The organism is Acidithiobacillus thiooxidans ATCC 19377, assembly GCF_009662475.1.
Classification (GTDB): Bacteria; Pseudomonadota; Gammaproteobacteria; order Acidithiobacillales; family Acidithiobacillaceae; genus Acidithiobacillus; species Acidithiobacillus thiooxidans.
The window spans coordinates 1,272,350-1,287,813 of the sequence record NZ_CP045571.1; the positions used below are offsets into that span (position 1 = coordinate 1,272,350).

A 15,464-nucleotide genomic window follows, 5' to 3' on the forward strand; every position below is an offset into this window, starting at 1 on the left:
GGGTATATGAAATCAGCAAATACATCTGTTTCGTCCATTGCCGCGCTGAATGACGCCACTCTCGGGCTTTTTCACTTAAAAACCATGTTGACTGCCGGGCTGGGATTTTTTTCGGCAGCCTACGATTTATTTATCATTGGATACGCTTTGGCACTGATTCGTCAGGAATGGCATCCTGATGCCCTGATGATGGGCCTGATTGGCTCCGTTTCTTTGCTCGCCGTACTATTTGGGGCGTATCTGTTTGGTAGAATTGCGGATATTTATGGGCGGCGCAAAATATACGGTATTGAAGCCCTGTTGATGGTGCTCGGCGCACTCGGATCTGCCTGCGCCAATGATATCACCACATTGATTATCTTTCGTTTTATTCTGGGGCTGGGGGTAGGTGGAGATTATCCTTTGTCTTCAGTGATCATGAGCGAATATGCCAATCGGGATAATCGCGGATTGCTGGTGGGTCTGACCTTTTCCTTTCAGGCTTTGGGCGTTTTGATTGGCCCTGGTATTGCCCTGGCATTGTTGGCCGCACAAATTGACCATGATCTGGCCTGGCGCATCATGCTGGGGCTGGGGGCGTTTCCTGCGCTTGGTGCATACTGGATGCGACGCAGCATGCCGGAATCACCGCGTTGGCTGAATCGGGCCACAAAAGCTCCCAACAACGCGGATTCATCGGTTACCTCTCCAAAGCCACTGAGACATTACTGGCGATATTTGTTGGGTACGGCTGGGGCCTGGTTTGCTTTTGATTATGCCTATTATGGTAATACTATTTCGACGCCCATGATTATGCATGCGCTGGCCCCACATGGTGGGCTAATGGCCAATATTGCCTGGAGCTGGATTGTTTTTGCAATTGCTGCAGTGCCGGGATATTTTCTTGCGGCATTCACTCTGGACCGTATTGGTCATCGCCGTCTGCAATTGATCGGTTTTTTTTGCATGGGCATGGCTTTTCTCGCCATTGGCGTGATTCCTGATATAGCCGGGGCATTTGCTCTGTTTATTGCCTTGTATGCCATCAGTTATTTTTTTGCAGAATTTGGCCCGAATACCACTACATTTGTCCTGGCCTCAGAAATTTATCCTGCTCATTTACGGACTACAGCCGCTGGTATTTCCGCAGGGACAGCCAAGGTAGGCGCATTTATCGGGGTGTTTTTATTTCCCATTCTGCTCCAGGCGATGGGCATAGAAAACACCCTTCTGCTTACTTTTTTATTCAGTATGACGGGATTGGCACTGACTTTTTTATTGCCTGAACCTGCCCGCCAAAATTTGGAACAGGTGGCTGGCGAGGAAAATCTGACAGAGCAGGCGTTTTCCACTTCCGCCGGACCCAATCCCGAGATTAACCCGGAGGGGCCTGGTGCTGAAGGGAAACAGCAGATTGCGGGCTGATGCGTAACAAGGTCAAATTTTCGTGATTATATAACTCATAACTGACATAAATGCTTTGGATATGGAGATGATCCGGCAGGCTTCTGCGCATGTCAGAAACATCCCGACTGGGCAAGACCAGATAAAGGGGACTGGGGTTATGACGCAGAATGTTCTGTAATTCCGCCATATGCCTGGGCCGGTGCAAAATCATGTTGCCACGTCCGGCATAAAACAGAAAATTGGGCTGAAACCAATGCCAGGCGGCAATGCTATAGGGTTTATCACCTTGGTACTGACGGATTTTTTCTCCCATGAAGTAAGAAGGCTTCAAAATATTCAATGCTGGCTCGGTGTAGGTCATCAGCGCGAAAGTCAAGGCGGCGGCCCCGGCGGTCAGAGTGATCAACCAGCGTCCAACTTGGTCTTTCCATACCCAAAGCGCGGCAAGGACGGCAGACACGGCATAGGGTAAGCCCAGGTAATAAAGCGAGCCCAGGGGAGGAATTTTTGCCGGCACGATTATAGCGCCGGCATAGACCAGAGCCGCCCCGACGCTGAAAAGTACGGACAAGGACATATATAATCCCCAGCTGCGAAAGGGTATTTCCCCGGACAGGGCCTGGTAAAAGCGTCTTCCGAGAAAAATAAACAGGGGCGGGTAGGCTTCCCAGACATAATTGGGCAGTTTGGTGGCGGAAATACTGAAAAAAATGACCCACACCAATAACCAGCTGAGCAAAAAGGTATCTACAGGATATTGCCGGATCAGTTGCTTGCGTTTGCGCCACAGAGGTCGCAGTGCCTGAGGGAGAAATACGGACCAGGGGAGCAGGGCGAGGGGAATGGTCAGCAGGTAATAAAAAAACGGGCCCTGATGCCCCTGCATTTCAGCATTGTACCGGCTGATATTGGCCCGCAAAAGAAAGCCCAGATCCCATCTCCAGTGGCTTTCTACCCCTACGGCAACATACCAGGGCAGGCCGATCAGCAAAAACAAAGGTAAGCCCCATTGCAGGCGCCCTTCTTTCCATAAATAGGGGAGATTACCGCGCAACAATAAAAAAACCACAATAATCAGCCCCGGAATCAGGAAGCCTATCGGTCCTTCATCCACAGTGGCCAGGGCCATGGCGGCATAACTGAGTAAAATATTGAAGCTGCGTGTCTCCGGGAATTGATAGGCGTGCAAATAGCTGATCAGACTCATGCTGACAAATAAAATCAATAAAGGGTCTGGTACCGCCGCCCGGAAAATGATCTGGCTATGCAAGATAGTGGCAGCCACCAGGCCCGTCAGCAAAGCGGGACCGCTGCCTATCAGACGCCGTGTGGAGACAGTCAGGTACAGGACAAACAGCGCTCCCACCAACACCGAACCCATACGCAAACCCCAGCTGTTCATCCCGAACACTTCCACGCCACCCCACATGAGCCAGTAATTCAGAGCGGGTTTGGCAACGCGCAGGGTCCCGTTGAACAGGGGAAGCACAAAATTATGCTGCGCAAACATTTCCTTGAGCGCCTGGGCATTATTGGGCTCATCAATATCCCAGAGGCTGCCGCTGCCACTATGGTAGGCAAAGAGGATAAAAGCACCCAGAAACAACAGGCCGCATAAAAAATAAAAACGGGACAGACTAAGCGTTTTGTTGAAGGCCATATCAGCAGGCGGTCTCCATGGTAGGGGTCAGCATTGCGGCGCTTATCATATCAAAAATATGGTGCTGATCCTCCATAGCTTACTGCCAAGCGGGTTGCCGGGAACTTTTGCATTGTCTACATATCATATTAAGCTTATACGCCGACTAACTGCTCCAATGCTTTCAGGTAGAACTATTTGTTGTTATTGAACCGTATTGTCAATGGATAGACCCGTAAAATTCCTGCCCGCAGGACGGGCGCGTCTGGTCATCATCTTCCTGTTACTGACTTTTGCAGTTATGTTGATTCGCGATATTTATCTGCAGATTCTGGACCAGTCCACTCTGCGTCAGCAGGGCCAGATGCGCTATCTACGGACTATTCCTTTGCCAGCCAGTCGGGGAATCATCACAGCCCGTAATGGTGAACCTCTGGCGGTAAATGTGCATGCGGTTACCATCTGGGCGGATCCTGCCATTCTGGATAAACACCACGACCAATGGGCAGAACTCAGTCATGCCCTGCATCTCTCCGAAGCCAGTTTTGCCCGTCGAGTGGCCAGCGGAGGAGCAGATTATGCTTATATTGAACGTCAGGTTGCTCCGGAGTTCGGAACGGCTCTACAAAAGCTGCAGGTGCCGGGCATTTATGTGCAGGATACCAGCCGCAGTTATTATCCTATGGGCGCGGTGACAACCCCCCTGCTGGGGTTGGTGGATGAGGCACACCAGGGTTCTGCAGGTTTGGAGCGTGGTTACAACACCTGGCTCAGGGCGCATCCCGGAAAGGAATTGGCACTGGTGGATGGACATGGTCAGATAGTGCATGTGGCCAAAGTGCAAAAACTCGCGCATTTTGGTCATCCACTGCAGCTCACCATTAATCCCCAGATTCAATATTGGGCCTATATTACCCTGACCCGCTCACTGCATCATTTTCACGCCAAAGATGGATCTGCGGTGGTGATGAATGTGCATACCGGACAGATTCTGGCCATGGTCAGTGCACCCAGTTGCAATCCCAATGCAGAGGGTTCCTGCATGGATCCTGCCGACTATACCAATAATGCCGTGCATCAGGCCTTTGAACCGGGTTCAGTGATGAAACCCTTTGTTGTAGCGGCAGCCCTGGCGAGCCACAGTGTTCAGCCTGATGCCCGATTCAATGTTTTTCATCCGCTGATAGTAGACGGTTATGCCATCACGGATGATGTGCGCCATCACATCCTGAATATTGAACATATTCTCAAATATTCCAGTTGTATTGGGGCCTCCAAAATTGCACTCAAAACCCCCGAGCAGATTATTTACAATATGTACCGTAGCGCCGGTTTTGGGCGCAAACCTGATCTCGGTTTCGTAGATGCGACTTCAGGGGTACTGCCCAACTGGCATAGCTGGAGTCTGGCGCGCCATGCCACCATTGCCTTGGGTTATGGGGTTAGTGTTACCACCCTGCAATTGGCGGATGCTTATGCCGCCTTTGCCAACGGGGGCTACCATATGCGACCGGAATTGGTCATGGGGCAGGCACCAGTCGCCAAGAGAATTATGCCTGCCTGGGTGGCCAAAAAATTGCGAGTCTGGCTGCAGAGTGTGGCGGAGCCGGGAGGAACAGGTATCTTGGCGGCCATTGAGGGCTATCATGTAGCGGGCAAGACGGGTACAGCCAATATGGCCAATGGTCATGGCGGCTTTTATGGACATACCACCAATGCCACCTTTGTCGGCTTTGCTCCCGGCAATCATCCACAACTGGTGATGGCCGTTTCCCTGCGCGGTAGTCATTTCAAATGGAATTTTGGGGGCATAGAAGCGGCACCCGTATTTCGGGTGACCATGCGTCATGCCTTGCAGGAGCTGGATGTGGCTCCTGCCTGCCATCATGGCCCGACCATGCGCATCACCATCAGGCCTGGCCAGAATCTGGCAGAAATTGCCCAGCAGTATCACAGTTCTGTTGCCCATCTCATGCAGATTAATCAGATGACTAATCCGGAAGATATCGACTCGGGCGCATTACTTATGGTGCCCACTCCCAAGGGGGGTAAGCATATTTGCCGTTTTCAGGCACCACTAGTTTCCAGAGCTCAGGCAGAAATCTGGAGTGAGGGCGGGGGTGGGGCATAGGTGTAATCACACAAACACGACCTGAATGAGCTATGATCCAGCTGAGGCGCCATACACAACAAATTACGAATACCCCATTTTGTCGCCCAATTTGTGGCAGATTTAAGAGGCCTCGCGCCGCAATGTCGCCAGTGCGGCGCGAGCTAGAAAACCAGAACGGCTCTCGTGACGGCTTTTAGCAGCCTCGTCTACACGTCGCAGCACTCGTGCAGGCAAAGTAATATTGACTCGTTCCGCCTTGTCAGAGATGAGCGCCGGGTCCACATCCACCAGCGCCCAGATCCAGTGAGCAAACTCCGGATTAGCCTGATGCTCCGTGATGGCTTTAGGTTCTGGAATGTCTCCACTCTCATCAATCTGCACCTCCAGCCACAGTTCGATGGCTTCCTTGGCCATTTGGATGGCTTCGTCCAGGGTATCCCCGGCAGAGAAGCAGCCCGGCAAGTCGGGAACTACTACCCCGAAGGCATGGGTCTCATCCCCGGATTCAATAGCGATTGGGTATCTCATTTGCAGTTGCCCTCTTTAAGTCCTGCCTGCTTCAAAAGTTTGTGGAGTAATCCTGTGCCCAGGTCTTTACGTGGATGCGGGATCGAAAGATGCCCTGGGCGATCGGGATGCACATAGACGTGATGCGAACCTTTTGTACTTCGATGCAACCATCCCGCCGACTCCAGGGATTTGATCAGTTCTGAGCTCGTCATGGTGTGTATTATACACACGGATTTCTGCAAGTCATTGCCGGGAGACTAACGGCCATCCTCCCATTTCCCTCGCTTTGTGCAAAGGGAGTATTCATGGAGGATCGACAGATGAAAATCAGACTGATATTAGCCCTCGTATTACGATCAATCGGGGGTTTTGTTTTTACCACAATGGGCACAGACACCGTTCACCACCAGTTCCATTTCGATGACCGAATAATCCTTGGGAAGAGTGGGCGTGGAGACCGGGCTTTCCGGAAGACAAAAAACCTGTCCACAGGAAACACAGTGAAAATGGGGATGCTGATTGGATTGTTCCAGGCGTCGGGCACTGAAACGCCAGACCCTATCATCTGCGGTAATGCGGTGGGCCAGGCCGATATCCACTAACCACTCCAGATTGCGATATAAGCTGACCCGATCTACCGGGCTCGCGATGCTTGATTCCAGACGTTGCTGGACCTCGGGATGGCTCAGGGGTTGCTCGGCGTCCAGGAGCGTCCTGTAAACAGCAACGCGTAACTTGGTGACGCGTTGTCCCGCGTCCCGCAATAGCTGAGTCACTTCTGCATCGCTGTGCGTGGGGGAGGGCGTATCATGAACATGATTTTTCATGGGTTCATGCTAGAGCAGCCCCTGCATGGGTGCAAGTCCGACCGTGATCCGGGGAATGGCTGGACATCTGGGCATCAGCCGCGCTAGATTTTCAACAGGTTCACTCAGGAGTCTTCCATGTCCTCAGAAAAAATCGCCGTTGGTCAAGATGCCCCGCAATTTCACGCTGCTGCTTATGGCAAGGATTCAGAAATCCGTTTGCGCGATCTCCACGGCAAAATTGTCGTCCTTTATTTTTATCCCAAGGATGATACTCCCGGCTGCACCACAGAAGGCCAGGAATTTACTGCCCTTTATCCTGATTTTCAGGCGGCTGGCGCAGAAGTTTTGGGCGTTTCCCGCGACAGTCTGGCCAGCCATGAAAAATTCGCCTGCAAGTTCAATTTCCCTTTTCCGCTTCTGGCAGATACGGACGAAGCCCTCTGCACCGCTTTTGATGTGCTCAAGGAAAAAAACATGTACGGCAAAGTCAGTATTGGTGTAGAGCGCAGCACCTTTGTTATTGACCGGCAAGGTAAAATTGCCTATGTGGAGCGCAAGGTCAAAGCGGCAGGTCATGCGGCGGCGATACTTGATATTGTCAAAAAACTCCCATGAGTGCCGGCAAAGCTGTTGCCAACGATCCCCAAAAACCACGGCTTTATATTCTCGACACCAATGTCCTGATGCACGATCCAGCGTCGCTGTTCCGCTTTCAGGAACACGACATTCTGCTTCCCATGATTGTTCTGGAAGAGCTGGATCAGCATAAAAAAGGACTCAGCGAGCAGGCCCGTAACGTCCGACAGGTCAGCCGCAGGCTCGACGAACTGCTGACGGATACGGCGGATCTGGATCAGGGCCTGCCTTTACCCTACGCCCAGGGACGGCTGTTTTTTCAGACGGCGGCCTACCAGCAGGCTTTGCCGGAAGATCTGGCGGGTGGTAAGGCTGATAATGAAATTCTTGCGGTCACTTTGGCCTTGCAAAATCGCCACCCTGAAAAAGATGTCATTCTGGTCAGCAAGGACATCAATCTGCGCATCAAGGGCCGGACCCTGGGTATCCGCGTGGAAGACTACGAAAATGACCGTGCCCTGGAAGATGCGGACTTATTGTACACTGGCTCGGAAATTCTCAGTGCAAATTTCTGGGATCAGCACAGTCGCGATCTGGATGCCTGGCAGGAAAGCGGGCGCAGTTTCTATAAAATCAGTGGTCCTGCCATTCAGCACTGGCATGCCAATGAGTTTATTGCCCTGCATCAGGGGGAGGCGGATGCCGATGAATTCGCGGCTATTGTCCGCGAAGTGCATCCTGAACATGCCATCATCGAGCGAATCACGGATTATCGTCATGATCGTCATGCCGTTTGGGGAATTGTCGCCCGTAATCCTGAGCAGAATTTTGCCTTGAATCTGCTGATGGATCCGGACATTGATTTTGTCACCCTGCTGGGTCATGCCGGCACCGGAAAAACCCTGCTGACCCTGGCGGCCGCTCTGGATCAGGTTTTTGAACATAAACGCTATTCGGAAGTCATTATTACCCGGGCAACGGTACCAGTAGGCGAAGAAATTGGTTTTTTGCCGGGGACTGAAGAAGAAAAAATGCAGCCATGGATGGGTGCGCTGGAAGACAATCTGGAAATTCTGGCGCGCAGCAGCGATGAAGCCGGGAGTTGGGGGCGCAGTGCGACCCAGGACTTGCTAAACAAACGCATTCGCGTGAAATCCATGAGTTTCATGCGGGGGCGCACTTTTCTGGAGAAATTTGTCATTATCGACGAGGCCCAGAATCTCACCTCCAAGGAAATGAAAACCCTGATTACCCGGGCAGGCCCCGGCACCAAAATTGTCTGCCTGGGCAATATTGCCCAGATTGATACGCCCTATCTGACGGAGACCACTTCGGGTCTGACCTATGTGGTGGATCGTTTCAAGAATTGGGCACATAGCGGCCACATTACCCTGCGCCGTGGCGAACGCTCAAGACTGGCGGATTTTGCCAACGAAGCTCTATAGATGACTTGTCGGGTGGCCTGCAGAACCCTTAGACTGCGCTGGGCTTTTGAGGGGGGGAGAGCGGGCATGACCTGGACTGTGGCCGATAGTCGTCATCTGTACAATCTGCAGCAATGGGGCGAAGGTTATTTTGACATCGCCGAAGACGGGCAAATGCTGGTGCGGCCAGATGCGCGTGCGGACAGTCCGGCGATTGGACTGGCTGATGTGGCCAGCGAATTGGGAGAACACTCCCTGGGGCTGCCCTGTCTGCTGCGTTTTCCACAAATTCTCGGTCACCGGGTAGAAAAACTGCGTGGCGCCTTTACGGCCGCCATGCAGGATACGCACTATCAGGGGGGCTATACCCCGGTTTATCCTATCAAGGTCAATCAGCAACGTCGGGTTGTGGAAGAAATTCTGCGGGCGGGCTCAGGCAATGTGGGCCTTGAAGCGGGCAGCAAGCCGGAATTGCTGGCCGTGCTGGGCCTTATGCCAGCGGGCGGTACCGTCATTTGCAATGGCTATAAGGATCGCGAGTATATTCGTTTGGCCTTGAGCGGCGAAAAGCTGGGCTTGCGGGTTTACCTGGTGGTGGAAAAAATATCGGAATTACCGCTCATCCTCAGTGAATCCCGGGATATTGGTGTGCAACCCCGCATTGGCGTTCGTGCCCGGCTGGCTTCGGCAGGGGCGGGTAAATGGCAAAACACGGGTGGGGAAAAATCCAAGTTTGGTTTGTCCACCGCGCATATTCTCGATTTGCTTGAACATCTACGCCGGGAGAACGCTCTGCAAAGTCTGCAGTTACTGCATTTTCATCTGGGTTCGCAAATTCCCAATATTCAGTTTATTAAAGGTGGTATGCGCGAGTGCGCGCGACTGTATGCCGAGTTGCGGCGTCTGGGCGCGGCCCTGGAAGTCGTGGATGTAGGCGGCGGTCTGGGGGTGGATTACGAAGGAACCCATTCGCGTGCCTATTGCTCGACCAACTATCATGTCAGCGATTATGCACATGCCATTGTCAGTGCCCTGGCTGAGGTGTCCCGCCAGGAAAATTTGCCGGAGCCCCATGTGGTTTCGGAATCGGGCCGGGCTCTGACCGCTCACCATGCCATTTTGTTGACGAATGTGACAGATGTGGAAATGGCAGCAGGAGAGCTGCCCTTGTCTCCAACCGCCGCGCAGGGAATCACCGAGGAATGGCAACGTCTGCTCCAACGCCTGGAGAATGCCCAGTCATCAGATGCCCTGGAGGTTTATCAGGAAGCCATTTACCTGCTGGGTGAAGTACATCAACAATTTAATCTTGGTCTGCTGCATATTGAACAAAGAGCGCAGGCGGAAGAAATTTACGCGCGCGTTATCTGGCAGGTGCGTCGCTTTCTGGACCCCCATAATCGGGCGCATCGGGATATTCTGGATGAACTGGATGAAAAAATTGTCGATAAATATTTCGTGAATTTTTCATTATTTCAATCCTTGCCGGATGTCTGGGCGATAGATCAGATTTTCCCCATTATGCCCATTCAGCGCTTAAATGAAGAACCAAAACGTCGCGCCCGGATTGAAGATATTACCTGTGATTCCGATGGTCGGATTGACGCCTATGTGACCGCAGAAGGCCTGACACCGGCCTTGCCGGTGCATGCCGTGCAAAATGACAAGCCCTATATATTGGGTATATTTATGGTGGGTGCCTATCAGGAAATTCTTGGTGATATGCACAATCTTTTCGGCGATACGGATTCGGTGAATGTGCTTTGTAATGCGCAGGGTCAGGTTCTTCTGGAGCAGCCTGTGGCCGGGGATACCGTAGAATCGGTATTGAATTACGTGCAGTTTTCTGCTCCGGATTTACTGGCGCGTTACCAGAAAAAAGTCGATCATTGTACCCATCTCAACCCTGAGCAACGGCACATTTTCCTGCAACAATTTGCCGATGGTCTGCATGGTTATACTTATTTGGAGTGATTTGTGATTCTTGAACCTGAAACTTCTCCTTATATTCTGTTGGGCGGCGAAAGCGCGATCCGGGCATTGGTCAATCGTTTTTATGACTTGATGGACAGTGAAGCCCAATGGCGCAGTCCTTTGCGGGAAATGCATCCGGCCGACTTGAGCGAATCCAAGGAGAAACTGTTGGCTCTTCGTCAGATCGAGTGGGTAGGGTTTACAATGCAGCGGAGCAGTTGTGTCCCGAATAGGAGTTAGCTGATGGTCCCAGAAGAGCTGTTTTCTCTCGCGTTAGGGTTGGTACCGCCGTGGTTGGTGGACGATGTGACCTTCCAAGTGGAGGAGAAGCGCCTGGATCTGCACATCAACTTTCCCAAGGGCAGTCGCTTTGCTTGCCCCGTCTGTGGTGAGGAGTGTCCGGTACATGACACCCGTGAACATACTTGGCGGCACATGGATTTCTTTCAGCATGAAGCCTATCTCCACGCCCGCGTACCCCGTGTGATGTGCCCGGAACATGGGGTGCATCAGATCCCTGTTCCCTGGGCGCGGGAAGGCTCGCGTTTCACCCTGCTCTTTGAAGCGCTGATCATGACCCTGGTGCGGGAGATGCCGGTATTGACAGTAGCCCGCCTGATCGGCGAGACCGACACGCTCCTGTGGCGGGTGATTGACCACTATGTGCCCGAAGCCCGTACCAGAGTGGATATGGCCCATGTCCATGCCGTCGGCGTCGATGAAACCAGCAGTCGGCGCGGCCATGACTACATCACGCTCTTCGTAGATCTGGAAGCTAGGCGACTGCTGTTTGCCACCCCCGGTAAGGACGTCTCCACTTTTGCGCGATTTGCCACAGACCTTGAAGCCCATGGGGGCAGCGCAGAAGCTGTCACGGACGTCAGCATGGACTTGTCTCCCGCCTTCCAGAAAGGGGCTAAAGAGCATCTTCCCAACGCCCAGGTGACCTTTGATCGTTTCCACCTCATGAAGCTCGTCAACGAGGCCGTGGACGCGGTACGCAGGAGCGAAGCATTTACCCAGCCAGACCTCAAAAAGACCCGCTGGCTCTGGCTCAAGAATGAACGGAAACTCAAGGTGAAGCAGAAAGAAAAGCTGCAGGCATTACTCAAAGACCAGAACCTCAAGACGGCGCAGGCCTACCAATTCCGCCTGACCTTTCAGGACATCTTCACGATCAAGAATCGCCATCAGGGTGCTACCCTCTTGAAAGCCTGGTTGGAAAACGCCAAGACCAGCGATCTGCCGCCTATCGTCAAGGTTGCCTACACCATCATGAATCATTGGGATGGTGTGCTCCACTGGTTTGAGAGCCAGATCACCAATGGAATTCTGGAAGGTTTTAACAGCCTCATTCAATCCGCCAAGGCGAAAGCTCGGGGTTACCGTACCCACAAGAACTTTATCAATATGGCCTACCTGATCTTGGGTAAGCTGGATCTCAGGCTACCCACTTGAAATGACGAGGAACCAAACTGTTTTTGTTTCTTTCAGGCTGGCTGGGTGGACCGGATTTGTACGTCGAAAAGTTTGGACATCCCCGCCTGCGGGCGCGCCATGCCAGCTTTCCGGTAGATGATCAGGCGCGGGATCAGTGGATGGCCTGCATGTTGCGCTCCATGCAGGAACAGGACATGCCACCCGAAGTGTATACGCATTTACAGACCGCCTTGCAGCGCACGGCGGATTTTATGCGCAATCGTTAGGCTGCATGCCTGGTTAATTTGCCGAGACCGGATTGATGAGCGACCCGATGCCTTCAATACGAACTTCGCAGTGTTCACCGGCCTGTAAAAAACGCGGCGGATTGCGGGTGAATCCTACACCAGCCGGTGTTCCGGTAATGATCAGGTCTCCACTACGCAGGGGCGTGACTGCCGCCAGGGCACGAATTAGCGCCGCAACGTCGAAAATCAAGTCGGCCGTATTGCCGGTCTGCATGACCGTACCATCAATCAACGTCTGCAAGGCCAGGCCTTTGGCTCCCATGGGAAGTTCATCGGCACTGACTACCACAGGCCCACATCCGCCCGTAGCAGGAAAGTTTTTGCCCAGGGTCCACTGACTGGCGCGAAACTGGAAATCCCTGACGCTGGCATCGTTGAAAATGGTGTAACCTGACACACAATCCAGTGCTTGTGCATCGTTCATGGACCCGAAGCAGGGCTTGCCAATAACCACAGCGAGTTCTCCTTCGTAATCCAGTTCCCGGGAGCTGGAAGGGATACGCAGGGCTTGACCGTGTCCCACCAGAGTATCTTCGTAACGCATAAAAAAGTTGGGATATTCCGCTGGTGGAGCAGAGACTTCCGTGGCATGACTTTGATAATTCAGCCCTGCGCAGAGGATTTTGCAGTTTTCGGGTAAGGGAGGCAGAAAATTCAGTTGCGTGGGATCAAGCAGGTCCTGGGCATGCGCACGATTAAGTCGTTGTTCCAGATCATTGCGCAGGCTGGCACTCGCGCCGAGCAAATCCATCAGGGTCAATCGCGGGGCGATATTCCGCAGGGACAGCAAGTCGCAACCGCGCCAGAGCGCCAATTCGATGGTGCTGTTACTACTGATTTTACTGAGTTTCAATGCTTACTCCTTGCCTTGTTTGTTGCCATATACTAGCACCTCGGCTAAGGTGCGCCTATAAAATACCCGGCAAGGATAGGACATGGTAATGACAGTATACGGGATTGATGTAGATCCCGAATGGCTATTGCATAGAGCGATTTATACGGTACTGATTATACTGGGCAGCTATGTCATTTTGCATTGGTACGGTAAAGCCATCAATCACCTGCTGTCTTTTCTGGGATCACGGCGCACCATTTCCCATGGTTATGGCATCGTTTTTAAACGCATAACTACCTGGTTTTTATGGCTTCTGGTTTGGGTAGTGGTGTTGCGCGTCTGGGCGGTGGATGTGACTGCCATATGTACGACTTTTGTCAGTCTGCTGGCGGTAATCGGTGTGGGTATGCTGGCTTTGTGGGCGATGGTCAGCAATATTACCGCGCGGTTTTTTATCTGGTTCTGGCAGCCCTTACGTTTAGGTCAGCGTATCGAAATTTTCCCTGAAGCACTCATCGGTGAAGTGGTTGAAGAAAACCTGATGTTTACCGAGCTCAAACAGGACGATGGCGCGGTGGTCGTCATCCCCAATAATTTTTTCTTTCAGCGTGTGATCCGCCGTTTACCGGATGTGGGCGACAAGAAAGAAAGTGAATAATTTTCTCCGGAATTGCATATTTTTCGTTTAGATGTTCAGTCAGACTTCTTGTAACAGTCTTCCATTTTTATATGGTAGATCCCGCAGTTGCGTTGGCTGACGCCTCTGTTGCGAGTGGCACATTTTCTGCCTGCAGATTATGTCCGCTTAACCAACCGAGAATAATCCCCACAATGGCCATGGCAGATAGTGCGGGGTAACCGATGAACTGCACCAGCGGTCCGCCCAGAAAAGTACCCAGCACGGTAGCTACAGCGCCACTGGCATTAAATAAACCCATGGCGGCACCCTGGCTGAACGGCGTCAGACGGGCTGTGAGGGTGGTGCCCGAGATACTTTGTAAAGGCCATACGGCAATAATCAGGGCAAAACCCAACAGGGCCACGAAGGTTTTGGGAATGGGCGTAAAAAAGACAGCCAACAGCACGGCAAAGCCGAGCAGTCGTCCGATGAGCGACCAGCGATATACCCGACCGGCGCCGAATTTTCCAGAGAGTTGTCCACCCACAGAATAGAGAATCAGGGCAACGGCAGCCGTCACTGCATAGACACTGGAAGTCAAGGCGGGGGCCACGCTGTAGGCTTTTTGCATGGCTACGGGGAAATAGGCAAAAAAGGCGGCAACGCCGAAAGCCACGGCAAACCAGGAGAACAAAAAACGTCCGAAACGGGTGGACAAGACTTCCTTAAAGCGTTTGCCACCCCGCAGAGATAAATGATGGGAAAAGCGCATTACCCCACCTCCCAACAGTTCGGGACGCCCAAAATTGGCCAGCAGTCGCCAATCTATTTCTCGACGCATCTGGTTGCCAATTTCTGCAGACCAGTCAAAACGTTTTGCAGCAGCGGGCAGACCTTTGGCGCCCAGCCATATGGCTGGAATTAATACCAGGGCCGAGCAGATTAAACCCATCTTGAAATTGGCCACAAAAGCACTGGCAACCAGTAGGCCGACCACCTGTCCGGCGCCATTAAAAGTCTGCAACCAGCCAAGACGAGACTCCCAGTGGTCTTTGGGATCAAATTCGACAATGAATAAGCTGGCCACGGTTGCCACGGCCGAGGTACCAGCCCCTGCCAGTAGTGCCAGCAGACTCCAGGGCAAAAGCCCCGGAAGAAAAGGCATGAGCGCAAGGGCGATGATCAGCATCAAAAACCCGGTAAAAAAGACCGGTCGATGCCATTGTTTGCTGTCTGCCAGAAAGCCCCAGAGGGGTGAACTCAGAAGTCCTAAATTAAATCCCCCCATTACATAGGCGACCCAACTGAGATGATGGGTTAAACCAACAATCATCAACGGTAACAGGATGGGGAGGAGGCCAGATGAAATGGCGCCGAGAAGCGCGTAGGACAGAAACCAGACCGATATCCAGCGCCTTGGTTCATTCAGAATTTTCAGCACAGTGGCGAAGCGTGCATGGGCCAGACGTCTGCGCTCCTTGGAAAATATCGGGTTTCCGGGTTGATGCTGTTCGGCTGTTGTTTTTACAGGCATGGCAAGACCCCTCACGTTGAGTGATAAATTGCATTGGCGTAAAAATCATGGGTATATAAAATATTGATGACTATCTGGGTAAATAGTTCAACCTAAAAACGGCAGTTGCCGTGGGTGTTTTTTGCTCCGTTGTTCCTCGCCTGTTGTTCTAGGGCTCATCCTGCTGTCAGGAGAGAACTCGCCCTGCGGGCTCAAACAGCTCTCCTGACGGACGCAGGATTTCGCCAAGAACAACAACGGCTCGAAACAAAAGTCGCGGCAAAGCACCCACGGCACCTGCCGTTTTTAGGTTCAATGTCGCCAAAAAATGGGATTGCT

15 protein-coding genes are annotated in these 15,464 nt (G+C 52.4%); 9 read left to right on the forward strand and 6 right to left on the reverse strand.

Features of this window, described 5'->3' with window-relative positions; translation table 11 throughout:
- The first annotated feature begins 6 nt into the window (after positions 1-6).
- On the forward strand, positions 7-1,404 hold the full coding sequence (locus tag GCD22_RS06520; protein WP_051690455.1) for an MFS transporter: 1,398 nt from the start codon (positions 7-9) through the stop codon (positions 1,402-1,404).
- Here GCD22_RS06520 and GCD22_RS06525 read toward each other — a convergent pair.
- Positions 1,355-3,046: an ArnT family glycosyltransferase gene (locus GCD22_RS06525; RefSeq protein WP_051690456.1), complete on the reverse strand. Its 1,692-nt coding sequence runs from the start codon at positions 3,044-3,046 to the stop codon at positions 1,355-1,357. The two genes, GCD22_RS06520 and GCD22_RS06525, sit on opposite strands and share 50 nt — an antisense overlap.
- A 202-nt stretch (positions 3,047-3,248) precedes the next feature.
- Here GCD22_RS06525 and GCD22_RS06530 point away from each other — a divergent pair, with 202 nt between their 5' ends.
- Positions 3,249-5,156 (forward strand): penicillin-binding transpeptidase domain-containing protein, encoded by a 1,908-nt coding sequence (locus GCD22_RS06530; RefSeq protein WP_080707738.1) that lies wholly within the window; start codon positions 3,249-3,251, stop codon positions 5,154-5,156.
- Positions 5,157-5,258: 102 nt separating this feature from the next.
- On the opposite strand, the gene GCD22_RS06535 is transcribed toward GCD22_RS06530, so the two are convergent.
- From GCD22_RS06535 to GCD22_RS06545, 3 genes are all read right to left on the reverse strand, one after another.
- Entirely contained in the window at positions 5,259-5,666 is a 408-nt protein-coding gene (locus GCD22_RS06535) for a type II toxin-antitoxin system HicB family antitoxin (protein WP_010639110.1), read from the reverse strand.
- Positions 5,663-5,860 carry a type II toxin-antitoxin system HicA family toxin gene (locus GCD22_RS06540; protein WP_081577560.1) on the reverse strand — a complete coding sequence of 66 codons (198 nt, stop codon included), beginning with the start codon at positions 5,858-5,860 and terminating at the stop codon, positions 5,663-5,665. The genes GCD22_RS06535 and GCD22_RS06540 overlap by 4 nt, the downstream gene beginning before the upstream one ends.
- 144 nt (positions 5,861-6,004) lie before the next feature.
- Entirely contained in the window at positions 6,005-6,475 is a 471-nt protein-coding gene (locus GCD22_RS06545) for a Fur family transcriptional regulator (protein WP_024893737.1), read from the reverse strand.
- A gap of 117 nt (positions 6,476-6,592) precedes the next feature.
- Between GCD22_RS06545 and GCD22_RS06550 the strand changes: the two genes are divergently transcribed.
- The 6 genes from GCD22_RS06550 (at position 6,593) to GCD22_RS06575 (ending at position 12,137) form a co-directional block, all read left to right on the forward strand.
- Positions 6,593-7,072 carry a peroxiredoxin gene (locus GCD22_RS06550; protein WP_031569480.1) on the forward strand — a complete coding sequence of 160 codons (480 nt, stop codon included), beginning with the start codon at positions 6,593-6,595 and terminating at the stop codon, positions 7,070-7,072.
- Positions 7,069-8,478, forward strand: coding sequence for a PhoH family protein (locus tag GCD22_RS06555; RefSeq protein WP_031569481.1), 1,410 nt, complete (start codon positions 7,069-7,071; stop codon positions 8,476-8,478). The genes GCD22_RS06550 and GCD22_RS06555 overlap by 4 nt, the downstream gene beginning before the upstream one ends.
- Positions 8,479-8,544: 66 nt before the next feature.
- Positions 8,545-10,431 (forward strand): biosynthetic arginine decarboxylase, encoded by a 1,887-nt coding sequence (gene speA, locus GCD22_RS06560; protein WP_081577561.1) that lies wholly within the window; start codon positions 8,545-8,547, stop codon positions 10,429-10,431.
- Between the two features lie 3 nt (positions 10,432-10,434).
- The gene (locus tag GCD22_RS06565) at positions 10,435-10,671 is read left to right on the forward strand and encodes a globin domain-containing protein (RefSeq protein ID WP_244947593.1); all 237 of its coding nucleotides are present in this window, start codon (positions 10,435-10,437) and stop codon (positions 10,669-10,671) included.
- A 3-nt stretch (positions 10,672-10,674) separates the two neighbouring features.
- Positions 10,675-11,889, forward strand: a complete 1,215-nt coding sequence (locus GCD22_RS06570; RefSeq protein ID WP_065973572.1) for an ISL3 family transposase — start codon at positions 10,675-10,677, stop codon at positions 11,887-11,889.
- Positions 11,890-11,912: 23 nt separating this feature from the next.
- A complete protein-coding gene (locus tag GCD22_RS06575) occupies positions 11,913-12,137 on the forward strand; it encodes a globin domain-containing protein (RefSeq protein ID WP_244947594.1) in 225 nt (74 codons plus the stop codon).
- Positions 12,138-12,150: 13 nt separating this feature from the next.
- On the opposite strand, the gene GCD22_RS06580 is transcribed toward GCD22_RS06575, so the two are convergent.
- Positions 12,151-13,011, reverse strand: coding sequence for a fumarylacetoacetate hydrolase family protein (locus tag GCD22_RS06580; protein WP_153940493.1), 861 nt, complete (start codon positions 13,009-13,011; stop codon positions 12,151-12,153).
- Between the two features lie 82 nt (positions 13,012-13,093).
- On the opposite strand from GCD22_RS06580, the gene GCD22_RS06585 reads away from it, so the two are divergent.
- Positions 13,094-13,651: a mechanosensitive ion channel domain-containing protein gene (locus GCD22_RS06585; protein WP_031569502.1), complete on the forward strand. Its 558-nt coding sequence runs from the start codon at positions 13,094-13,096 to the stop codon at positions 13,649-13,651.
- Between the two features lie 67 nt (positions 13,652-13,718).
- Here GCD22_RS06585 and GCD22_RS06590 read toward each other — a convergent pair whose 3' ends face one another.
- Positions 13,719-15,146, reverse strand: a complete 1,428-nt coding sequence (locus GCD22_RS06590) for an MFS transporter (RefSeq protein ID WP_024893743.1) — start codon at positions 15,144-15,146, stop codon at positions 13,719-13,721.
- Between the last annotated feature and the right edge of the window lie 318 nt (positions 15,147-15,464).